Origin of the sequence: Nostoc sp. UHCC 0302, from assembly GCF_038096175.1 — a bacterium.
Classification (GTDB): Bacteria; Cyanobacteriota; Cyanobacteriia; order Cyanobacteriales; family Nostocaceae; genus UHCC-0302.
Window position 1 is genome coordinate 6,091,680 of the sequence record NZ_CP151099.1, and the last position, 24,342, is coordinate 6,116,021.

Genomic DNA, 24,342 nt, shown 5'->3' on the forward strand with positions numbered 1-24,342 from the left:
TATTTAAGTATAGTGATTAGTTACTATCTAAAATAATATTTTATATATTTTTCATACTATTATTACCAAAAAAATATTCCTTATTTCTTAATAGTGATTGCTAAAATATAGCAACCCTTTTAGGGTTGTAAGATAATTCACCCTCCGGCTAACGCTGTCCCCCCCCCTGCAATCGTTTCCAAAGCAAGACTTGGTGCAAGGTTAACTCTAAGCACTTCAGCAACAACTACAGAATTCAAGATGCGATCGCAAAAAGATATTACTTAGTATTAAAATTCTCAGTAGGGGATAGCATTCTACTTATGGATTACAACCTCAATCGTGAGTTTGCAGGCAACTGGTTAATTTAAGTAACTACCAACATTAGTTAAGTTAAAGCAGTCAGCATCAGCGTCACAAGAAGATGCGTGAGTATTTTAACCATTAAAATACAGATGCTCAGCTGGCGCAGACACGATTTAAACTGTACCAACTGATTCCATTCGCTGTTAAACTCTGCTTACCTGTGTGTGTGTTTACCAAAGTTCTGCTCCAAGGCAGCCAGAAGCTCCTAACTTTTCTGGAGTTTGGCAGTCTCTCCTCTTGCGAATTTTTAATTAGTTGATACACTTGTTCTTCATTAGCCCAGTTAACCAGCGCCTATGCATATCAAGCGCGTGGAACTTACCAATTTCAAATCCTTCGGCGGCACTACTCAAGTCCCTCTGCTGCCGGGGTTTACTGTCATATCTGGGCCAAATGGTTCCGGTAAATCTAATATTCTCGATGCACTGCTGTTTTGTCTGGGACTCTCTAGTTCTAAGGGAATGCGAGCCGATCGCCTCCCGGATTTGGTAAATAATACTCAAACGGCTAAAGGACGTGCTTCTATTGAAGCTAGTGTCACAGTGACGTTTGATTTGTCGGGAGAAGATTTCTCACACAAAGGCGCAAAGGCGCAGAGTGAAGAAGGCGCAGAGGAAGTGGAAGAAAATTCCCAGCGATGCACTGAGCTTGTCGTTGGCGTTCGCGAAGCGTCTCCGTCAGGAGAAGCCTCTCGTAGAGAAGTGTCCTCAGTACCTAATACTTCGGCTGCGCTCAGTACAAGTCCCCAATCCCCAATTGAATGGAGTGTGACTAGGAAACTGCGTGTTACTCATCAAGGGACTTACACCTCGAATTACTACATTAACGGTGTCGGCTGCACTCTCACAGAATTGCATGAGCAACTGAATGATCTGCGTATTTACCCTGAAGGGTACAATGTCGTGCTGCAAGGGGATGTCACTAGCATTATCTCGATGAATGCTAGGGAACGACGGGAAATCATTGATGAGTTGGCAGGGGTGGCGTCGTTTGATCGCAAGATTAACCAAGCCAAATCAACTTTAGATGAGGTTAAGGAGAAGGAAGATAGCTGTCGGATTATTGAGACGGAGTTAACTGCACAGCGCGATCGCCTTTCTCAGGATCGGGCGAAAGCGGAAAAATATCAAAAACTCCGTACGGAATTTCTGCATAAACAATCTTGGGAAGCGGTTTTATCATGGCGTTCTTTGCAAGCACAGCAAGAAAAGCTGGTTACTGAGATCCAAAATGGCGATCGCACTTCTACTGAACTTACTAACCAACTGACAACGCTGAATTCTGAAATTGCCCAAAAAACCGCCGAATTGGAACAACTCAATGCTCACGTGAAAGCCTTGGGGGAAGAAGAAGTTTTAGCGGTGCAATCTACCCTCGCTACCCTAGAAGCAGAACGCAAACAACTCCAGCGTCAACAAACAGAATTAGAAGCAACTTCCCAAGAAACCGCCAAGCGTCTGGCTCAAACTCAGCAAGAAATTCAACAACACCAGCATTCTTTAGAACAAATTGCCCAGACACAGATTGTTGAAGGGCAATCTATTGTCTATTGTCGCCAGCAAAGGGATGAGGTGCAGCAAGCTTTAGACAATTCCCGCGAAGCCGCTGCGGAAATTGCCTCAGCTTCGGAAGCTTGGGTACAGCAACAGACGGCATTAAACCGTCAAATTGAAGCTTTGCTGCAAACTCTAGAACCGCAGCGCACAGAACAAGCACAACTCAGGGAAAGAAATAATCAATTACAGGAGTTGATTTCAGAGCAAACCCAGCTAATTGAACGTGATGAACCTCAGCTAGCCCAAAAAGAAGCTGAGTGTAGTCGTGTCGAAACTGAATTTAACGCCTCTAGCGAACCCATCCAAAATTTAGCCGAAAATCTTTCAGCCTCAGAACAAGAACTGCAAATCCAACAAGAAACCCAAAAGCGGCTGTTACAAGAACAGCGCGAAAAACAACGGCAATTAGATAAACTAGAGGCGCAAGCGCAAGCACAGCAAGAAGTTCAAGGAACTCAAGCTAGCAAAGTCATCCTGCAATCGGGAATGCCTGGACTTTGTGGCTTAGTTGTGCAGTTAGGACGGGTAGAACCCCGCTATCAGCTGGCTTTGGAAATTGCCGCTGGTGGGCGCTTGGGGCATATAGTGGTGGAAGATGATGGCGTAGCCGCAGCTGGTATTGAACTGCTCAGACAAAAACGTGCTGGGAGAGCGACTTTTTTACCGCTGAATAAAATTCATGGGTCAAAATTTACTCAAGATGCCACGTTGCGTTTTGCCAACGGCTTCGTCAACTATGCTGTTAACTTAATCGAGTGCGATCGCCGTTACAAAGATGTATTTAGCTACGTTTTCGGCAACACGGTAGTATTTGCCAGTCTTGAGGCGGCACGGAAAAATTTAGGATTGTATCGTATCGTTACCTTAGACGGAGAATTGCTAGAAACTAGCGGTGCAATGACTGGTGGTAGCAACACCCAGCGTTCAGCGTTGCGGTTTGGTACAGGGGAAGCGGCGGAATCTGATGAAGCGATCGCTTTAAGAAGTCGCTTGGTAGATATTGAGCGGGTTTTAGAGCGTTGTACTGAAGCGATCGCAACTTTGTCAACCAGAACCAAAAAACTGACGCAAGAACTCACAGAAGCACGACAAGCGCGGCGCGAACAGCAGTTGCAATTAGAGCAGTTGCAGAAAGATATTAAGGGGTTAAGGGCGCAATTAGAGGGGACGCGATCGCAACTCGCACAAAACAATGAAAAATTAGCTACTGCTCAATCCCGCCTGGAAGTTTTAGACAGGGAATTACCAGGACAAGAATCTCAGTTGCAAGAATTGCGACACGTATTAGCAGAGTTGGAAGCCTCCCAAACTCCCAGCGAATGGCAGCAAATCCAAGCAACAATTAAAATCCAGGAGCAACAATTACAACAACGAGAGACAGCTTTACGGGAAGCCGAGCAAAGATTAAAAAATTTAGAAAATCAGCAGCAGCGGCTGCAAGAGAAAATCCAAGAAGCGGAACAGCGAATTGCTGAATATCAAACACAGCAAACCTCATGTAGAGACGCGATGAATCGCGTGTTTACTCAAATCACAGCGCTAGACGAGCAAATCACCCAAACACGTTTAGTGTTGAGCCAAATGGAACAGAATTTGGGAGAAGAAAAGCAAAAACGCGACGCTACAGAACAAGAAGTGCGATCGCATCTCTTGCGTCAACAACAATTGCAATGGGAACTGCAAAAACTCCAAGAAACCCAAGAAAAGCGCAGAGAAGACCTAGTTGCTTTGCGAAGCCAATTGCAAGATGTCGCCGCAGAATTGCCAAATCCCTTGCCGGAAGTTCCAGATAAAGTAGACTTGGAAGAATTGCAAAAAGAATTGCGATCGCTTACCAAACGCTTGCAGGCAATGGAACCCGTGAATATGCTGGCATTGGAAGAATACGAACGCACACAAAACCGTCTCCAGGAACTTACAGAAAAATTGCAAACGTTAGAAGGAGAACGCACCGAGTTACTGTTGCGGATTGAAAACTTTACTACATTGCGGCAACTTGCCTTTAGGGAAGCTTTCGATGCTGTCAATGAAAACTTCCAATCCATTTTTGCGATTCTTTCTGACGGTGATGGCTACCTGCAACTCGAAGATCCCGAAGATCCGTTTAGCAGCGGACTGAATTTAGTCGCACACCCCAAAGGTAAACCAGTACAGCGTCTAGCTTCCATGTCGGGAGGTGAAAAATCACTCACAGCCTTGAGTTTTATTTTTGCCTTACAACGCTACCGTCCATCGCCATTTTATGCATTTGACGAAGTTGATATGTTTTTAGACGGTTCAAATGTAGAACGATTAGCTAGAATGATTAAACAACAGGCACAACAGGCACAATTTATAGTTGTGAGTTTGCGTCGTCCGATGATAGAATCAGCCGAACGCACAATTGGCGTTACTCAAGCGCGAGGAGCTTATACTCAAGTTTTGGGTATTAAGTTACAATCCTCTAATACATCTGCTTGAGTTTTTGTTAATAATAGTGTATAGATAAACCGGATTCGAGATCAGGACTCCGTATAGAATGACCTCTGAACAGATAATTAGGCGTTCCGATGTATTGAATACCCAGGTAATCACCCGCGACAACGGCAAGCGGCTAGGCATCGTTAGCCAAGTCTGGGTTGATATTGACCAAAGAGAGGTTGTGGCTCTTGGTTTGCGAGACAGCCTGATCTCTATTTCGGGCCTACCGCGCTATATGTACCTCAATAACATCAACCAGATTGGCGATGTCATTTTGGTTGATAACGAAGATGTAATTGAAGATATCGAGATTGAAGCCTACGGCGACCTGATTAACTGGGAAGTAATTACAGAAACAGGTGAAGTTTTAGGCAAGGTGCGAGGCTTCAAGTTCAATGCAGAAACGGGTAAGATTTACTCCATAGTCATCGCTTCTCTGGGATATCCACAAATTCCCGACCAATTTCTCAGTACCTACGATCTGTCGGTAGACGAAATCGTCAGCACCGGCCCCAAGAGGTTGATAGTATTTGAGGGAGCCGAAGAACGGGTGCAGCAGTTAACAGTCGGCTTGCTAGAGCGCCTGGGTATCGGTAAAGCCCCGTGGGAGCGTGATGCAGAAGAAGAATATGGCTATACTGCTCCTCGTACAATTGCAACTCCCAACCAACTCCCTAGTGGAGTACCATTACAACCACCCAGGACGAAAGTTCGCGCCCCCGAACCCGTAGCGCGGGAAGAGGAATGGAATGAAGACTATGTGGAAGAAGAAATACCACGCCGTGAAGTTATGAGGGCGCGGCAGTATGAGTCTATTCAATACCAAGAAGACGAAGAAGAAGATAACTGGAGTGAGGCAACTGGTAGGGATAGATATCAACAACCGCCAAAATACGAAGCTAAACCCTACAACAAGCCATACGTCGAAGAATATGATGATTATGACGATGTAGACGGCGATGCTTGGGAAGATGCGCCAAAGCCAGTGAATATTCCCAAGAAAGTCAAGGAAAGACAGCCAGAATACGAAGAAGAAGGCGGATATTAACTAATTCGTAATTCGTAATTAAACAGAAGAATTCACTATTAGGGTGTGTTATGCCGTAGGCTAACGCACCTTAATTATTTATGGCGCGTTACTGGACTGACACTACTAGCGTCAAATTTAAGGATTAATCGCAGAATTAGCCATTTTTACTAAAGAAGCGCGTTCGCCTGCTTTAATCCCAACAACATACTGTACATTCTTTTGCCGCCAAGTCAACGTAGCATCTGAGCAACCAGCACCACAAGTAAAATCTGTAAAATAGCCAGTGATGCCCTTAGCTAAAGATACAGGTTTACCACGCAGGCATGGCGTTTTGCGGGTTACTGCTTCAGCAGAAACAACACCCAAACGACAATAAGAAGCCCCATTACAATCAGGAATGTAACCTAGTAAAATTTCATATTTATTTGCTGTAGCAGTTTCGATAATTGCGTAAATTGGGAGATTCTCATCTGACTCAGGAACAAACTTCGGCAATAAAATTTGAATCTGACTCTTTTGCTTTAATTTGGGCAGAATAGACCGAAAAACTCGGTGTGGTTGAGAATTAGTGGTGCTAGCTGCTGGTAGTGCTATTAGCTGGGACTGATGTTTGACAATACTTTCTGTAGCATTGCTTGAATCCTGTAAACTGGTAGCACTAAATAGCGTCAGTACAGCGCATACAGCACTAATATTTCTTAAGCCTATAATCATTCTTTAAAACCTATTTCATCTAAGATACTTATTTGTATTACCCACTTTGGATATCAAATTACTTATTACGTAGATAAAAAAGTGCGATCGCAAGAGAATTGTCAAGACAATACAAATTCACAAAATAGGGCTAAATATCTGTAAGCTGCTATTATTAAAAATTTAAAATATCTAATGATTCTTCTATTTCCAAATCTAATATTTTTTGGCGTGTCTCTTTGAGAGCTTCTAGTTTGCCTTCTTTCCGATAAATATCTGCCGCTTTTTGAAAATCCTCAATTGCTTTCTGTTTATCTGCCATTTCTAAATGGATATTGCCACGATTATAATAAGCATCAGCATAATTAGAATTAATCTCTATTGCCTGAGTATAATCTTCTATTGCTCCGTCATAATCACTTAAGTCAAAACGAGCGTTACCACGGTTGTAATAAGCATCAGCATAACTGGGATTAATTTGTATTGCTTGAGTATAATCTTCTATCGCCCCTTCAAAATCACCTAAGTCAGAACGAGCGTTACCACGATTTTTATAAGCATTAGCATCTTGAGGATTAATTTTAATTGCTTGCGGAAACCCTGGCTGATATCCTAAAAGATAACGAGAAATACCACGGTTTTTGTAAGCATCAGCATAATGGGGATTAATTTTAATAGCCTGAGTATAATCTTCAATTGCTCCTTGATTATCTCCTATATGAGAACGAGCTTCAGCACGGTTTCTGTAAGCTATAGCAATATTAGGATTAATTCTGATAGCTTGGGTATAATCATTAATCGCCTCTTCTAATCGCCCGAGTTGATACAGAGCTAAACCTCGTTTTATGTAAGATTTAGCATCGGAAATATTCATTTTTATCGCTTGAGAATAATCTGCGATCGCTGCTTCATAATCTCCAAGCTGATAATGAGCTAAACCTCGTTTATAATATAAATTACTATCATTACTAATTAGCAAGCATTGGTTATAATTAGCAATTGCATCTACATACTCTCCTTTTTGTAAACACTCATCACCCAGCTTTATATAAAGCAAATTTAAATCTTCATTACGGTGATGTACATAGTTTTCCATCTCAGGAAATGAAGAAGATTTGATTAACTCTTTATTAGTTTGTTGAGATAGTTTTTGCTCCTGCAAGGGAAACTTATGAATGATAGTTTCTTGCCTAGAAGCATTATAATTTATGGAAGATTGTAATTGTTCTAAATAGCACCATAAACCGCCGCCATAAAGTAATTGGTCTATCCCGAATGAGATTCTACCAGTCCTCAACTTAATCATTTTGGTTGGGAGAAAGCCAGCTAATAAAAGATGGTACTCAGTCTGTGCTTCACTAACTTCCTCTTGAATAAAAATGCAAACTACAACTGCATTTTTTGCAACTTCTTCTGAACTAATTGACCATCTAACTCTGTCAATGCTACCATGACGAGATTTAACTTCAATACCAACAGATGGATCAGAAGTCAGAGTAAAATCTATTTGACCATCGCCGCCGAATCGCTTTTCATAATCGACTTCTGTAATAAAATCAGCTAAACGTTCTTTGACAACTTCTTCACCCAATTTACCCTTAAGATAGCTAAGAAAAACATCCCGGACTGGCGAAACACGTTTATATTTCTCAGCCATCAGCCAGCAAAATTCCCTTAACGCCTTTAACCTCTCTCCAGAGATTATAGTTAGTTCACTATATTGACCTTCTGTTTCACAATGAAGCAGAGAACCAGATGTTAACCTTTTAATAAAATCAGACTGTAGCGATCGCAGTAGCGTAATCCAGTCCATTTATATTTCTGCGAATCTTTTGATGAGATTATTCTATTAAAATATCCAACCCGCGTAAACCTTTTAATTAGCTGACGCGATATTGCAAAAACTTACTTAATATTTATTAATAAATATTAAACTTACTTATTTTAGATGAGGTGCGATCGCAACTATTAGTCTCCCATGTACTCCTGACCATAATGCAGGATCTTCTAAATACGGGTTCATTCCTGGAAACAGAGAAGGCATACAAATACCTCAAAATTAAACTTTCAACTTTTCCCTTATTCCCTTCACTTTTATAGTACTTATGTATGGAATTTTAAGAACAAGTGGTAAGGGCAGCACCGCATTGATCTTCTCTTGCCAACCAACCTTTAACTCCTTGATATTCTATCTGCGCCCAATCTCCCTTACAGCCTAATAATTTGACACTTGTATTAGCAGGTATTTGTCCCACTTTTCGACTTTGCTGATTGCTACTAGCATAAAGCTCCACGCTATTAGTTGCATAGCCCCGTGTCGATGTCCCTAGTTTTTGTATAACTACCCATCCAGTTCCTTTAAACCCGCCACTAGCGTTAGTAATTTTCACCCAATCTCTAGCAGCAGCGATAACCTGAACTGTTTCGTTAATAGGTACTTGCCCTAGAATTCTGTGTTTGGTACTTGCACCACTCCGCACATTTAAACCTTGCGAATCTGTTTCAGTGACATAGGCAAGAATATCGCATTTTTGTTGTTTAATTGATTTTGCTGAAACAATTTCATTAGCAATTCCAGTATTAACTATTACACTCAGACAACTAAATACTAATCCTATTACTAGTTTAGATGCTGTTCTTTTTTGATTTATTGTCATAATCTCTCCAATTTTCTATCATTAAAATTTAAGGATATAGTTCTATCCATAAGGAATAAGAGGTAAATATAGAACTACATTACGTCAAACTGCCTGTAATGTATAAATTATAATTATACAAAATTTACTATTACACTAGTTACAAATGCAACACAAAGATATGATGTAGTATAGGATGTTGTTAACACTAACAGTAAAATTAAAGTTTTGTAAAACCTTGTAAAATCCTATGAATATCAAAAAACAACCAATATCAAATAGTTTAGGTCAGTTAATTTTTAATAGAAATAATAGTAATATTCTAGAAATAGACAAAGAAGAAATCATTAGTTTATTTAAATATTATGGAGTATTGCTTTTCAGAGGCTTTGAGACTAACACTGATATTTTTAAGCAATTTACTAGTTTATTTAGTACAGACTTTATAAATTATGCTGGTGGCGCTTTTAATAGAAGGGTAATTAATGGAGATGAGACTCTTCTGAGTGTAAATGATTTCAAGTCGGAGATTAAGTTACATGGAGAGATGTACTATCAGCAGAATATTCCGCTTATGCTGTGGTTTTTCTGTGCTAATCCTGCACTAGAAGATGGTGAAACAACGGTATGCGATGGCAGAGAATTTTTTGATAAACTTAGTAGTTCGACTAAGGATTTATTCAGTCAAAAGAAGTTAAAGTTTGCTGTGCGGATCTCTAAAGATGATTGGCATAAAAAATATAAAACAGATGATTTAGAAGTATTGGGTGAGATGTGTAAAAATAATAATACACATTTGAAAGTACATGAGGATCAATCGATTCAACTAGAATACATCGCTCCAGCAATTATTCCAAGCAGGTGTGGTAATTATCAGGTATTTATTAATAGTCTATTGCCAACTATGCAGCTAAGTCCAGATGTTCTTACGTTTGATGATGATTCAAAGATTCCAGATGACGTTGTTTCTGAACTTAATGAAATTGCTGAGATAATCACTACAGAAATTTCCTGGCAAAAAGGGGATATCTTAATGGTTGATAATACCAGAATCATGCATGGTAGAAGAGCTTTTGCTGATGATCTAAGAGATATTTATATCAGGCTATGTTCGCCAGCTTTTCCTTTCTGAGTGACAATATCCAACGTAATTAAGTGATCTAATATTTTGTTGAGTTTGATAGGTTCGTAGTTGGCGCTTTAGCGAAGACAGCGCAACTACGAACAAGCAGCGTATTGGGCGTTATTACCTTACATCGTAGCCAAAGAGATTTGGATTAACTTCTCCTAATTGCAACTCTGCTAAACCATATTCTGTCCATCGCCTTTCTACCATCGCCGCAACATCTGGATCTGATTCTAGAGGCGCACCCCATTCATGATCTATTTCAGGTGGAATCTTTGTGGTGGCATCAATTCCCATACGTCCACCTAAACCAATTTTCTCACTGGCAAAATCCAAAGTATCAAAGGGGGTATTCGGCAAAATAAACACATCCCGAACAGGGTCAACTTTGGAACTAATTGCCCATACTACTTGACGCGGATCGCGAATATTTATCTCTTTATCTACGACAATGACAAATTTAGTGTACGTAAATTGTGGCAAAGCACTCCAAAACGCTAAGGCTGCGCGTCGCGCTTGTCCTGGATATGCTTTATCAATGGAAATAATTGCTGCTTTATAACTTAAAGCTTCCATTGGTAAGAAGAAATCGACAATTTCTGAGACTTGTTGCCGCAGAATCGGAGTATAAATACGATTTAGCGCGATCGCCATCATTGCTTCTTCTTTAGGTGGACGACCGCTAAATGTTGTTAAATAAATTGGATCTTTGCGGTGCGTCATGCAGTGGAAGCGTATCAAAGGCGAATCTTCTACGCCACCGTAATAACCCATGTGGTCGCCAAAAGGCCCATCTGATAAAACTTCCCCTGGTGTAATCGTCCCTTCCAAGACAAATTCTGAATCTGCGGGAACTTCCAAATCTACAGTTTTACACTTTGCTAACTGCACACCCGAACCGCCGTAAAGTCCAGCAAACAACCATTCTGATAAATCTACAGGTATGGGTGTGGCAGCTGCCATGATAATTAGAGGATCTACACCAAGTGCGATCGCTACTTCTAATTTCTTCCCACGTTCGGCTGCTTTTCGCAAATGCCTCGCCCCACCCCGTACCGATAACCAGTGAACTGTCATCGTATTCTGGGATTGCAGTTGTAAACGATACACGCCTACGTTTGGTGTTCCCGTCTCACAATCTTTGGTAATCACTAATCCTAGTGTGATAATCTTGCCAGCATCACCAGGATAAGGACGTATCAAAGGCAACTTGTTTAAATCTAAATCATCACCTTGAATAACCACTTGTTGACAAGCAGGGAAAAAGTCACGTCCTGGTTTTGCTTTTACTACGTCAAATAGCACCTTAGCAAAATCTATTGCTTGGGAAATTTTCTTTGGCGGTTTTGGCTGTTGCAACATACTCAACTTTTGCCCTAGAGTTTCCAACTCTTCAGGACGCTGCATATTCATCGCCCAGCAAATCCGTTCCACAGTTCCCATCAAATTCACCGCCACCGGGAAGGAAGCGCCTTTGACGTTTTCAAATAATAAACCTGGCCCACCCTTTTGCAGCATCCGGTTGGAAATTTCTGCAATTTCTAATTCCGGGTCAACTAAAGCTGAAATTCGCTGTAATTGTCCCCTTTCTTCCAGAATTTTAATGAATCCCCGCAGGTCTCTTGCCATTTTTCTAGTAAAGCTATTATTTAAGAAGTGTGAAGCGCTTTCTTATATTATTAAGCATTTGTCATTTGTTATTGGGGATTGGGGATTGGGGATTGATCAGTAGTCATTCTTCTCCACCCCTCTTAACTGCAAATTAACCTATTTATTTACTTTTCTTAACCTTATTTCACAGCCAATTTAGTTATCCTAACTAGGGATAAGCATTATTTTTTACAAATAAGCGCTAACCTGATCAAAACATGGCCGGAATATACTATACCTTCCTGGCAGGTGGCTTTGTTATGTGGCCCCTGCTAGGTTTATTTATTGCAACGTTTGCTTGTGTCCTAGAACGCAGTTGGTTTTGGTTTAAGCTAATAATTCAAGAAAAACACGTAGTGCATGAAGTGCTAACAGCGGCAAAGGTGGATTTAGAAAAAGCACAAGATATTGCACAGCGTTCCCAAGGGTTAGCTATCGGCCGCTTTTTTTTGGCCCCACTAAAACTGAAGCGACCTTCTCCGGAAAATTTTTACCTAGCAATGAAAGTAGCTTGTGACAGGGAATTTGTAGATATGTACCAAGGTGATCAGCTACTCAAAAGCGTGATGGCGATCGCACCGTTATTAGGTATATTAGGTACAGCAGGCGGATTACTTACGACTTTCCACAACCTGAAAAATGGCGACATAGATAGTACTGATGTCTCTGCGGTTGTTACTGGTATCAGTCAGGCGCTAATCACCTCTGTTACTGGTATAACTGTAGCGATTATTGCTTTTATATTTTTCCGAATCTTTGTAGGCTTGCGATCGCGACAAAAAGATTATTTTTCTAAAGTTGGCAGCGAACTAGAACTAATTTACCTCCAAGCTTGGCACGACAATACCAACGCTACAAATATCCCAATAACTCATCAAAAATTCAATACTGGCGCAGAAGAATTTACCAACACGAATATTGGAGGTTAAAATAATTCGTAATTCGTAATTAAGTTTTGTAATGCATATTTAGAAATAGATACAAAACTTGCTGCTTTTAGAAGCAGGGGGCTTAAACTCCAGGATTAGTTAATAAGGTAAGGTGCTTGGCTATCGACTAAGTTGCAAATCCTACCACAGTTTCCAAACAAAGCTCAAAACGAGTGTGCTATTGAAATATGTCCTCTTTCTTACTTTCTCTGGTAGCACTCTCAGTAATTGGTAGTATTAACCCTAACGGCTTTGCAGTGCAAATTTATCTGCTGAGTACAGCAAAGCCTACTATACGTGCATTAACTTTTGCCCTTGGAGAATATGTTGCACTTTGGATTGCTGGACTATTGATTGCTTGGGGAATGACACAAGTGCTTGAACAGTTTTTGAATTCTCTTAGCAAGAGTATTTATATATTACATTTGTTCGTAGGAATCGCACTATTGATTGTAGGATGGAACGCCACAAAACTCTTGAGATTTTCTACAACAACTCAGCATCCTCGTTCACTCAAGCCACTGCACACCTTTTGGTTGGGTTTTAGTATTGTCGCAATCGAAACTCCAACAGCATTGCCTCACGTTGCTGCGCTTAAACACATGGTAGATGCCCATCTTTCAACCCCAACATTTATACTATTGTGGACATTATATGATTTGATTTTTGTCCTGCCATTATTAATATTCATTAGTGTTTATTTTTTATTGAATGACAAGGCTATTAATTATTTAGCAAAATTTTACTATCGAATAAATATTTGGTTACCTAAAATTTTACCACTTGCTTTGATGGGGATTGGGTTTGTCTTAATCATCAACAGTTTTATTCACTTGTCTAAATAGTTTTTTATTGAGATATTAAGACAATATAAAACAATTGGTATGATTAGGTTTTTGAATATTAAGTTTTGAACCTTGATTCACAGAATTGAAGTTTAATTGTCTTTTCTTTCCTTAGACTTCAGGCGAGTACTGTTAACATAAACTGATTGACTTTGCAAACTAGCAATTTCCTTCTGTGCATCTTTATAACTATCTTTTTCTCCTGTCTGTCGAAATAGTTTCGCGGCTTTTTGAAAATCTGCGATCGCTCCTTTTTTATTTCCTAATTTAGCACGAGTTATACCCCGGTTATAGTAAGCTAAAGCATAGTTAGAATTAATTGCGATCGCTTGAGAATAATCTTGACTAGCTGCTTTTTTATTTCCCATTTCCAGATAGGCGTTACCACGATTGTTGTAAGCCGCAGCATCTTTAGCATCTAGTGTAATTGCTTGGGTATAATCTTCAACTGCGCCTTGATAATCTCCGAAAGAAAAGCGGTGAAGCCCTCTGTGGATATAACCTGCGGTTAATTGAGGATTAAGCTGCAAAACTTTGTTATAATCTTCAGTCGCTTCTATTTGATTTCCTATATCACTATAAACATCAGCACGACTCAGATAAGCTTCTATATACTTGGGATTGATATTAATTGCGTTCGTATAATCTTTAATTGCAGCATTTTTATCTTTATTAGCAACTTGCATTAAACCCCTGTGATAATAGGCTTTAGCATCATTGGGATTAATCTTAATTGCTGTACTAAAATCTTGTATTGCTACTTTATTGAGTTTGAGGCGACGCCGGATGATACCCCGCTGTAAATAAGGTTCAGAATACTCAGGTTTTAGGGCGATCGCTTTACTAAAATCCCCAATTGCTCTTTTATTATCCTTAAGTTTACTATATGCTAAACCCCTACCATAATAAGTATATGGATTTTTCAGATTGAGTTTAATTGCTTCGGTGTAGTCTCTGATTGCTTCTTTATATTTACCTAATTCATAGAAAGAAAATCCTCGGTCATAATAAGCATTGTCATCTTGAGGATTAAGCAAAATCGCTTGACTAGAATCTGCTTGTGCTTTCTCGTAGTCTCCTAACTGATAATAAGCATCGCCTCGTCTATTATAAGCCAAAGCATTTTGGGGATCTAATTCTATAGCCTGTGTTAAATCTTCAACAGCTTTTTGAAACTTTCCTGTTTGATAGTTGCTTACTCCCTTCTGATATATTGTTTGAGTATTACTTAGAGGTTTTTGCAACTGCAAAAACCATGCAGCACCGCCAAGCAAGGTACAGCCAGCTATCCCTGTAATAATTAGCCACAATTTTTGCTGCTTTTGTTGTTTATTATCCTGTGTAGGATTTTTTAACTGTTTTAAATCCTCTAAAACTTCTGTTGCATATTGGTAACGCTTACGATAATCAAAACGCACCATTTTATTAATAATTTTTACTAAGTTTCCACTAACTTTTATATTTTTATTACGCCAGACAATTTCCCTTGTCAGACGATTTCTTTGACTTTGTAACCTAGCTATTTCGTCTACTTTTAAACCCATAATAGCTGCGATCGCAACTATACCTAAAGCATATATATCGCTATTATATTTGGTGTTTCCTTGAATTTGTTCTTCAGGTAGATATCCAGAATTAACAATTATAGGATTTATCGCTTCTTTAACAGCAGCAAAGTCAACCAAAACTAATTTGTTATCTGACTCTCTGCGAATAATATTTCCTGGTTTAATGTCTCTGTGAGTTACTCCACGGCTATGCATAAATACCAAAAGTTCTAATATCTCTGATAAGATACTTATTACTTGGTCTTCACTCAGAGGCTTCCCTACTAAAATTTCTTCAGTTAAAGGATGACCAGGAATAAATTCTTGGACTAAGTAAAATTTTTCATTTTCTTCAAAATAAGCAACTAGTTTCTGGATTTGGTCGTGTTCTTGTCCTAGTTTCTCTAAGTTTATTGCCTTACTCGTAAACAAATCACGCAGAATTTTTAAAGTTTGGGGATTATTACTGGGAGGACGTAGCTGCTTGACTACATATTGGCTAGCAGCAAGGCTAGCATCTTCAACTAAATAGGTTGTAGTCTCTTCTCTTATATTTAAAACTTTTAGTATTCGGTAACGTCCATCCCACAGATGACTATTCATCAAGATAAATATAGTCTTATATTTATTTAATCTACTTAAGTGTTAACACTCAGTATTTTAAAATACTACTTGCAAAAACGTTAAAAGTTTAAGGTATTGCCGCAAAGTACAAGTATTAATAATTAACCATACTATACATATTTTTGATCATAACTTTTTTTATATTTACAGAATAGAGTATACACAATCCTGAGTATTATACCAGGACAGAGGGACTTTTGCGTTCGCAAAAGAGGGATTTTTCTGGAAGAGTTAAATACACATATAACTTCATAAAAGTTTTTCAGCAATACCACTCATGACCCCTGAGATCAAAATAGTGTACAAAAGAGGCAAATTGAAATATCCTCAACCCATATAAAAAATTGAAAATAAACTTATTTAGACAAAATAAAAATCAAGCAGCTATTGCCAAGCGTCAATTTAATGATGCACTTAGCCGCCACGATAAAGCTGCTATCAATGGCTTGATTACCCAATGGCAACCGATTTTAGGAGCCGAAAAATTAACAAATTTGATTGTTAACGAATTATTAGTCGAATGCGACTCTGATAACCACAGTTGGTTTTGTCAAATGTTTCTTGGGCAATTCCATTATGAACAGATGCAACGAAAAGCCCAAAATAACATATTTCAAATTTTAGCCAGCGAGGGTTTGGAACTTGGCAAAGACTTCAGTTTTGGGGTTGGTGGCGAGATTATTATAAGCGATCGCGCTGAGCAAATTTTACTTAATCAATTGCCACAGGAACGTCGGGCTTCATTTGAGGCTCAATTGCAAACCTCCCTAGTTCCAGGTGCGATGACTGCTATTGAACAACAATTGGGATGTCCGTTTTTTACGAATTTGACAGAAATTGCATCTCGACAGATACAGGCGCTGAGTAATTCTCAAGCAGCAGCATATCTAGGAGTTGTGTTAGCTGGTCTAGTATCGCGTCATCCCCAACTCAAGGATGCAGATTTTCCTACACGATTTATTATTAGTACTCTTGAAAGCTTGCCACAAGAACGAGCAATGGCAATCCTGAATGATCCACAAACAAATCCACAGTTTAATGAGACCATTATTTTCCAGCATTTACTAGCGGCAATGGGAGATACAGAATATCACCGTGTTGCTGATTTTGACGGTTTTATTAGTCTCGAACAACTCAAAAAACTTGATTTAGTTTGGTGCGGTGAACGCCGGATTTCAGAACTAATTACCATGATGGAAAAATGGCAACCTCAAAATAGATAAAAAAGCCTTTAAGTCCAAAACAAAGTTTCAAAATTTTTGATTTTGGAGCAGAACAAGGGAACTCTAGGTAAGAGTTAACTCTTGTTGCGTTTAGTATCATTATGGCTTCTCAGAATCAACCTTCAGATTTACCGCCAGTTTCTAAGGATATCGTCATACAGTCCAACGTAAAAAGCTGGTTATCACCGATTCTCAACGGTCTTAGTATTGGCAGCAAAATTAAATGTGGCTATGCTCTTGCCCTCGGCGTGGGAATTTTAGGAACCACGATTGGGTTACTTCTGGGAGACCACTATCAGCGAGAGGCGTTACATCGACAAGAAACCGCCTTTAAGGAACTCAATTTGCTATATCGTTTGCAGACAGGTATCCTCCAGACTCGCACCCATCAACAGCAACTCATTCCATTGGCAGCAACACCAGACTTGTACAAGGAGGAATATGGTCATATTACTAAAGTACATATGCCTGAAATTGAGCGGGTTTGGTCTGAACTCGAAACCTATGTTAAAACTAACGATTATCTTAAAGAAAATCATACTGACCATATTCCCCAGTTTCTGCAAACCTATAATGGTGTACCACAAACTTATACTCGCGAATTAGCGAAACTACTCCAGCAACTCGATTTATCCCCTTTAACTGATGCGAAAGTTGTAACCGCTCGACAACAACTGTTGAAGTTTACAAATAGTGAGTTAGCGCTCAAGTTTGACGGTATTTCTGATGAGTTGGTTAGCGTTATTAATGATTCTTATGAGGATTTGAAAATAGCGGCAACTGCTTTCCAGCTAGCAGAGCAACTACGGATTCGGCTGATTGTTGCCAGCATTCTGTTGTCTGTGCTGATAGCCACTCTTTTAGCTCTGTTGACGAGTCGCACTATTACCCATCCCATCCAATCGCTGACTAATATTGCACAGCAGGTTACGAAAGAATCTAACTTTGACCTGCAAGCCCCCATCATTACCACAGACGAAATTGGGATACTTGCCACTGCCTTTAACCAACTCTTACAACGGGTGAAATCCCTACTAGCAGAACAGAAGGCAGCCGCCGTGCAGCAACAGCAAATGCAAGAAGCTCAATTACTGCAAACTGAAAAAATGTCTAGCTTGGGACGAATGGTAGCTGGCGTCGCTCACGAAATTAATAATCCGGTAAATTTTATTTACGGCAATTTAGATCCTGCTATTCAATATGTAGATGATTTAGTGGGACTACTACAAACTTATCGCCAAGAGATAGCAAGTCCACCTCCCGTAGTGCAAGACTATGCCACCGAAATTGATGCGGAGTTTTTGCAAGAAGATTTACCAAAAGTTTTGCATTCGATGAAATTTGGTGCTGAGCGCGTGCGACAGATTGTTTTAAGCTTAAAGAACTTCTCTCGACTAGATGAAGTAGAAGCTCATGCTGTGAATCTACACGAATGCATTGATAGTACGTTACTCATCCTCAACAGCCGTATCAAAAAGGGAGTTACAGTTAAATGCTACTACGGTGACATTCCTAGCATTCAAGGTTTTTCTGGCTCGCTTTATCAAGTGTTTATGAATATTATTAACAATGCACTTGATGCCTTGGAAGAACAGCACGACAATCAAGACCGCCCACTAATTGAAATCTCTACCGAGCGCCAGGACAACAATTGTGTGGTTGTCCGGATTGCTGATAATGGTTCTGGTATTGCGCCTGAAATTCTAGAAAGAATTTTTGAGACGTTCTTTACCACTAAAGCTAGAGGTGTTGGCACTGGGTTGGGACTTTCAATTAGTCATCAGATTGTAGTCGAGAAACACGGAGGGCAACTCACTTGTAAATCTGAAGTAGGTAGTGGTACAGAATTCATAGTTTCCCTTCCTATTCGGTTACAATCGGTTAAAGTATTGTCTACTTAATCTACATACCCAGTTAAAACACGCCATCTTCTAATCTACGCAGGCACTACAAATTTCTCGCTACCAGCTAGCCCAAAGGCAGTGTGAATAGCTTGTAAAGCTTTAGTACCTTGGTCTTGTGTTACGACACAGCTAATTTTGATTTCTGAAGTAGCAATCATTTGAATATTGATTTGCTGTTGAGCTAGCGCTTCAAACATTTTAGCCGCAACACCTGGTTGTCCGATCATACCTGCACCGACAATACTTACTTTCGCGATCGCATTATCTAAAACAACTTCACCCCATCCTAATTGTTCAGCTACTTGCGAAAGCAATTCTTTAGCATTTTCCCCATCCATTCGCGAAACCGTAAAGGCAATATCCCGCGTGGGAACACCATCAATTACTCGACAGCGTTGAGATTGGATAATCATATCCACACTAATATTGTGTTGTGCCAATAATCCAAACAACTTTGCCGCCATCCCCGGCCGGTCTTGCAATTGGCGAATTGCAAGACGCGCTTGGTTCATATCTAAAGCAACACCGCGAACTGAGGGAGTGGAGGGGGGGAGTGAGAGAGTGGGGGAGTAGGGAGAAAAGCGAGAAGTTTTTTCAATAATTCTTCCTTGTCCCCCTTGTCCTCCTTGTCCTTCTTGTCCCCTTGCTCCCTGCTCCTTTGCTTCTATCTCAAACACAGCCTGGAGTGCTTTGACAGCGCGATCGCAGTCTACTGCATCAACTACACAACTAACTTTCACTTCACTGGTGGAAATCATTTGGATATTCACCCCAGCTTCTGCTAAGGTGGCGAACATTTTGGCAGCTACTCCCGGACGCCCAATCATTCCTGCACCAGCTATGCTGACTTTGGCAGTGTTTTGCTCTACTATTACCTCGGCTTCGTCAGATTTAGGGTTGGATTGACTCCTCAGTGCTGGGGCGATCGCTGCTGCTACTGCTTCTGCACGCTTTAATATCGGTGTTGTCACAGTAAAGGCAATGTCATTACTGTTACCTTCGTGGATTGACTGAATAATCAAATCTACGTCTACTTTTTGTCGGGCAATTTCTCCAAATAACCTTGCTGCAACCCCTGGTTTATCGGGTACACGCAACAGGGCAACCTTTGCTTGGTCAGTATCAAATTCTACATGATCTACCGGACGAGCAATTTCCAAATTTATCAGCGATCGCCCTTGAGGTTTGACCGATGTTACCCAAGTACCTGGGGTATCTGTCCAGCTAGACCTAACAACCAAGGGAACACCATAGTTACGGGCAATTTCCACCGCACGGGGATGCAGCACTTTTGCACCCAAGCTAGCTAGTTCCAGCATTTCATTGCAGGTGATTTCATCCATCAGTTGAGCTTCAGGAACTAGGCGAGGATCTGTAGTTAAAATTCCTGGGACATCTGTATAAATTTCACAAAAATTTGCCCCTAACGCTGCTGCTACAGCCACCGCTGAAGTATCAGAGCCACCACGCCCCAAAGTTGTAATTTCCAATTCTTCAGTGCTGGAGATACCTTGAAAACCTGCTACTACAACTACTTTGCCTTGTTGAAGATTGCGAGTTAGGCGCTCAGTTTCAATGTGTAAAATTCGGGCGCGGGTGTGTTCAGCTTCGGTAACAATTCCTACCTGAGCGCCAGTCAAAGAGATTGCTGGTTGTCCGAGTTCTTGCAATGCCATGCTGAGTAAAGCAATGGTTACTTGCTCACCCGTGGAAAGCAACATATCCATTTCCCGGCGGTTAGGATTTGGAGAAATTGTATTAGCTAGTTTGACGAGTCCATCGGTGGTCTTTCCCATCGCAGAAACTACTACGACAACAGAGTTTCCTGCTTTGACTGTTTTGTAAACGCGTTCTGCAACAGCTTGAATACGTTCGACTGAACCGACAGATGTACCACCGTATTTCTGAACTATGAGCGCCATAACTTTTATTAAATCAATGTGCCTGCTTTCATTAACGCCCCCGCCGGGTTAGGAAGCATTGAAGGCTTATTAGTTATTTAGTTTACTAAAATATCGCGCCGAATACCCCATCATAATTAACTCTATAATTGGTCTACCTTGTCTAGCGCTTATTTTAGAGCTTATATGCAGAGTTATGGATAATTGTCAATAGATTTAATCTTCTCAGCGATTAACTTGGTAACTCCAATAGCAATTCTTTCTGTTAGCGGTTTATAGCTATCAGTTTTGAATCTATGTTTTTTGATGTCTAGATTGCCACGATTAGACATTTTTGAAAGATTCTGAACAATTCTGAACGATTATTCAAAAGCTACATATTCGTAAGCTGCTATTTTTCCCTCAAAATCGACGCTGTTTAGTCGAAATGAATTATACTCTGCGGCTTGTCGTCAGACATCGCCTTTACAAGATCCTTATTCAACTCCAGAACTGGGAATTTCGAAATTAGAACTCAGAGTTTAAGTTCTTGGATCTTAACTTTTATCATGATATACATAAATTTTAAGCCCTTTGGCGTAGTCGCAAAATAACACTGGAAGTTCCTAAAATTAATATAGCTAAGGTAGGGTTTGCTTCGGGAACTGCAATAATACTCACTTGATTTATGGCTACGCCGTATTGCTGAGCAGAAGTGCTAAACACAAGTCGCGAGATGTTGGCAATGTCACTACGGACTCCCAGGAACACTGCTGAATTATCTAGTAACAATGACGAAGTTCCTGGAGCTGAGAAAGTACCCAAAAGGTTATTGGTACTATCAAAAGCTGAGACAAATGTGTCGAACCCAAAAACATCATCTACAACTATCTGAGTACCAGCGCCAAAAACAGGCTGATCAAAGCTAATAGTCACAGGCCCAGGATTGCCATTTGTAGGAAGAGGAGGATTAGGCCCAAAAGCTCTTACATCGATACCAGCGAAGAGAATATAATCGCCGTTGGCGAAATTAGTCCGAATACCTCCGGGGTTATCGGAGGTTTGAAAGACAAATGGTTGGGTAATTAGAGGATTATTAGTTGAAGGTATGTTTACACGGAGTCCTAAACCACCTTGAGATGTCGCTGAAAAGCTGTTAGGTAAAGGCGTAAAAGTAGAACCCAAACTTGACCAGTTAATCTGGTCATTGCTTTCAAAAGCAGCGCGTTCAGTTACTAAAAATGTAGCTGCTTTAACTGGTAACGGAAGAAGTGCTATTAAAACGGTAATTTTTGATAAATATTTTGCTGAGAACTTGAATAAATGATTTTTTATAAATGCCACGAGACTTACTCTTTATATATATGGTGTTGTTTAGCATATTATCTTTTCTTTGGTATTTGATATTTAGTAAACTGAAAAGTTTTGCGATCGCTTCAAAATAGCTATAAATTTGTATTAATAAATACATTTCATGATACAATAATCCCGTGACTATACATGGTGTTTAGCACTTTAAGTCACTACATTTACTTAGTAATTTTCTCTGTTCAGCGTTTAAATTCATACAGTACTAGTAAAGCTGCTGCTATGAGCAAAGGTAAGAAGTAGTATATTCCGCGATAAGCTAGCATTGAACCTAAAATTGCAGCCGCCGAAACTTTAGAGGAGAGAATTAGCAAAATCACAGTTTCAAATACACCTAAACCGCCAGGGACGTTACTAATAACACCTGCAAACATTGCTAGTAAATAAATTCCTAAAAAATCAAGAAAAGACAAAGGTATCTTATTGGGAAGCACAACATAAAGAACTGCTGCTGCCAAAATCCAGTCAAGGCTGGAAACTGCTATCTGTGCAATAGATATTTTCAAAGAAGGAAAGCGAAATTCTTGCCCACGAATGGTCAATGGTTGTTTAATTAAAATACTTGCCAACAAGTAGGCGGCAACTAACAGTATAAAAGTTACACCGATAGGACGTACATCTGTAAAAGGCAAATGTAATTGTGTGGGAATTTTTAAGGGGTTGGTGATAAATAAGAACCCAGCAACAGCAAACATCCCCAACCAAAAAGTGAAATTGGCGAAAGCAATTACTTGAGCGATCGCTAGTGCCGACACTCCCCAACTGGCATAAAATCGATAACGGATAGCACTACCAGTCAATAAAGCAAAACCTATAGTATTGCTGAATACGGAGCTAATAAAGTTGGTAAGGGCTATCTTGTTCCAAGCCAAAGAACGGCTGACATAGCTAAAACCTAAGATATCGTACCCAATCATTACTAAATATCCCAAGGCTGTTAGCCAAATTGCACAACTTAAGCGGCTTTTAGGAATGGCTGCTAGAGATTTCAGGACATCATGATAATTATACTCATGCAACTCGTTAGCGATCGCCCATAAAGAAAGTACCAGCAGCAACAAGCCAAACACAGAACTGAGATTGATTCGCAGTTTATTGAGCATTGCAAAAGTCTTAAGTGAAGAACTATCTTGACTGTTGATTCTTAACTTACATCAGTCGTAAAGTTTCCATCACCTTGACACAGGATTGACAAATTGTTGGCGTAAGCTTTTGAAGTCAAGCACGAGTTAGTAAACACAGATGATGCCGTTAATATAGCGGTTCTCACATGGTTAAAGTACAGAAAAAATCCTTAACTACACATAGGCGTTGCTGAATTTAAGTATGAAAGGTCAAAAATTCAATCCTCAAACTCTTATTCTCTGTGTCTCTGCGCCTCTGCGTGATACATACAAATTCATTGTTTTACTCAGCAAAGCCATACAGATAAACACAGTAGGGTCGCAACATCTATGCGCCTCATTCAAATGAAAATCGCTATAGCAGAGATGCAGATTTGGAAGCAATTTTATAATTAATCTCAAGCAATGAACTATAAAAATCCTCAAATTCTACTAGTAGTTTCCGTTTTAACTTTAGTTAGTTGTCATTACTCGCAAGGTGCGGCAGCAAAACTACCCCAACAATCAGATTTACAAACAAGGGTTTCCCTTTTACCGCCACAGCCCAATACTGGAGTCTTAGCCACTCCCTTAACCTATAAGATTGAAACTTACAATAGCTTAGTTATGGGTGGAAGTCGCACCTATGGGATTTCTTTACCTCCTGGTTATGAGCAAAACTCAAAACAACGCTATCCTGTAATCTTTCTGCTCCACGGTGGACACGGCAATCCCGATGATTGGTTTAGCGATAAAAAAGGGCAAGCTCTCAAGACTCTAGAAAAACTTTACACTACAGGTAAGTTGCCACCCAGTATCATCATCACACCAGATGGTAATGACAAACGCGGTTCTAACCGCTATTGGGATCCTCAATATATTGATGGAACTAACGGTAATGTTTCTACCGCAGTTGGGGATGAACTGGTGAAAGTGTTGCAAAGCCGTTATCGTACACTACCCAATCCAAATTTTTGGGCTATGGGTGGACTGTCTTCTGGTGGTTGGGGTGCAATGAATGTGGGATTACATAACTTGCAAAACTTCTCGATTTTATTTAGTCATAGTGGTTACTTTCAAGACAAAAGCGGCCCACAAAATAGCCCAATAATTTATATCAGAAATATTCCACTACAAGCGAAAAAAAGATTACGAATTTATCTAGATTCAGGTACATCAGATTTGGAAGAAATTGATGAAGCTGAACGATTTACGAAAGTTCTAAATGAATTAAAAATTTATAATAAGTTTCGTCAATTTCCTGGCAGTCATACTTGGCAATACTGGCGAGAACATTTAGCAGATTCTTTGACATTTGTCGGTGAGCAATTTCGAGTTTCACAGATAGCAAGCACATCTCATACTTTAGGCTATCATCAGTCTAAAAGTACTCAGAATTATTAAAGCAGAATTTTAGAAGTCA

16 protein-coding genes and 1 pseudogene are annotated in these 24,342 nt (G+C 40.0%); 8 read left to right on the forward strand and 9 right to left on the reverse strand.

The genetic code is table 11. The features are described from left to right. Positions 1-641 precede the first annotated feature (641 nt). The gene (gene smc / locus WKK05_RS26360) at positions 642-4,361 is read left to right on the forward strand and encodes a chromosome segregation protein SMC (protein WP_341525994.1); all 3,720 of its coding nucleotides are present in this window, start codon (positions 642-644) and stop codon (positions 4,359-4,361) included. A 58-nt stretch (positions 4,362-4,419) separates the two neighbouring features. After that, on the forward strand, positions 4,420-5,409 hold the full coding sequence (locus WKK05_RS26365) for a PRC-barrel domain-containing protein (RefSeq protein ID WP_341525995.1): 990 nt from the start codon (positions 4,420-4,422) through the stop codon (positions 5,407-5,409). 117 nt (positions 5,410-5,526) lie between these two features. Here WKK05_RS26365 and WKK05_RS26370 read toward each other — a convergent pair whose 3' ends face one another. From WKK05_RS26370 to WKK05_RS26385, 4 genes and pseudogenes are all read right to left on the reverse strand, one after another. Beyond that, the gene (locus tag WKK05_RS26370; RefSeq protein WP_341525996.1) at positions 5,527-6,105 is read right to left on the reverse strand and encodes a hypothetical protein; all 579 of its coding nucleotides are present in this window, start codon (positions 6,103-6,105) and stop codon (positions 5,527-5,529) included. A gap of 154 nt (positions 6,106-6,259) precedes the next feature. Further along, positions 6,260-7,897 (reverse strand): tetratricopeptide repeat protein, encoded by a 1,638-nt coding sequence (locus tag WKK05_RS26375; RefSeq protein WP_341525997.1) that lies wholly within the window; start codon positions 7,895-7,897, stop codon positions 6,260-6,262. 129 nt (positions 7,898-8,026) lie between these two features. Continuing rightward, positions 8,027-8,128: pseudogene (locus tag WKK05_RS26380) on the reverse strand (DUF4058 family protein); the annotation flags it as partial. 73 nt (positions 8,129-8,201) lie between these two features. After that, entirely contained in the window at positions 8,202-8,741 is a 540-nt protein-coding gene (locus WKK05_RS26385) for an SH3 domain-containing protein (RefSeq protein ID WP_341525998.1), read from the reverse strand. Between the two features lie 229 nt (positions 8,742-8,970). Here WKK05_RS26385 and WKK05_RS26390 point away from each other — a divergent pair, with 229 nt between their 5' ends. Further along, positions 8,971-9,852, forward strand: coding sequence for a TauD/TfdA family dioxygenase (locus WKK05_RS26390; RefSeq protein WP_341525999.1), 882 nt, complete (start codon positions 8,971-8,973; stop codon positions 9,850-9,852). A 114-nt stretch (positions 9,853-9,966) separates the two neighbouring features. Here WKK05_RS26390 and WKK05_RS26395 read toward each other — a convergent pair whose 3' ends face one another. Further along, positions 9,967-11,475, reverse strand: a complete 1,509-nt coding sequence (locus WKK05_RS26395) for a UbiD family decarboxylase (RefSeq protein ID WP_341526000.1) — start codon at positions 11,473-11,475, stop codon at positions 9,967-9,969. A gap of 281 nt (positions 11,476-11,756) precedes the next feature. Here WKK05_RS26395 and WKK05_RS26400 point away from each other — a divergent pair, with 281 nt between their 5' ends. Together WKK05_RS26400 and WKK05_RS26405 are read left to right on the forward strand one after the other, a co-directional pair. After that, complete coding sequence (locus WKK05_RS26400; RefSeq protein WP_341526001.1) at positions 11,757-12,425, forward strand: MotA/TolQ/ExbB proton channel family protein; 669 nt, start codon at positions 11,757-11,759, stop codon at positions 12,423-12,425. Positions 12,426-12,613: 188 nt separating this feature from the next. Next, positions 12,614-13,270 (forward strand): GAP family protein, encoded by a 657-nt coding sequence (locus WKK05_RS26405; RefSeq protein ID WP_341526002.1) that lies wholly within the window; start codon positions 12,614-12,616, stop codon positions 13,268-13,270. A gap of 92 nt (positions 13,271-13,362) precedes the next feature. Here the strand turns inward: WKK05_RS26405 and WKK05_RS26410 are convergent, their stop codons facing one another. After that, positions 13,363-15,420, reverse strand: a complete 2,058-nt coding sequence (locus WKK05_RS26410; protein WP_341526003.1) for a tetratricopeptide repeat protein — start codon at positions 15,418-15,420, stop codon at positions 13,363-13,365. Positions 15,421-15,785: 365 nt separating this feature from the next. On the opposite strand from WKK05_RS26410, the gene WKK05_RS26415 reads away from it, so the two are divergent. Then, a complete protein-coding gene (locus WKK05_RS26415) occupies positions 15,786-16,664 on the forward strand; it encodes a hypothetical protein (RefSeq protein WP_341526004.1) in 879 nt (292 codons plus the stop codon). A gap of 101 nt (positions 16,665-16,765) precedes the next feature. Further along, entirely contained in the window at positions 16,766-18,565 is a 1,800-nt protein-coding gene (locus WKK05_RS26420) for an ATP-binding protein (RefSeq protein WP_341526005.1), read from the forward strand. A gap of 35 nt (positions 18,566-18,600) precedes the next feature. Here WKK05_RS26420 and WKK05_RS26425 read toward each other — a convergent pair whose 3' ends face one another. From WKK05_RS26425 to WKK05_RS26435, 3 genes are all read right to left on the reverse strand, one after another. Beyond that, positions 18,601-20,490, reverse strand: coding sequence for an aspartate kinase (locus WKK05_RS26425; RefSeq protein WP_341526006.1), 1,890 nt, complete (start codon positions 20,488-20,490; stop codon positions 18,601-18,603). A gap of 543 nt (positions 20,491-21,033) precedes the next feature. Next, entirely contained in the window at positions 21,034-21,792 is a 759-nt protein-coding gene (locus tag WKK05_RS26430; protein ID WP_341526007.1) for a hypothetical protein, read from the reverse strand. A 206-nt stretch (positions 21,793-21,998) separates the two neighbouring features. Further along, positions 21,999-22,919, reverse strand: a complete 921-nt coding sequence (locus WKK05_RS26435; RefSeq protein ID WP_341526008.1) for a lysylphosphatidylglycerol synthase domain-containing protein — start codon at positions 22,917-22,919, stop codon at positions 21,999-22,001. 426 nt (positions 22,920-23,345) lie between these two features. On the opposite strand from WKK05_RS26435, the gene WKK05_RS26440 reads away from it, so the two are divergent. Continuing rightward, the gene (locus tag WKK05_RS26440; protein WP_341526009.1) at positions 23,346-24,323 is read left to right on the forward strand and encodes an alpha/beta hydrolase-fold protein; all 978 of its coding nucleotides are present in this window, start codon (positions 23,346-23,348) and stop codon (positions 24,321-24,323) included. Positions 24,324-24,342 lie beyond the last annotated feature (19 nt).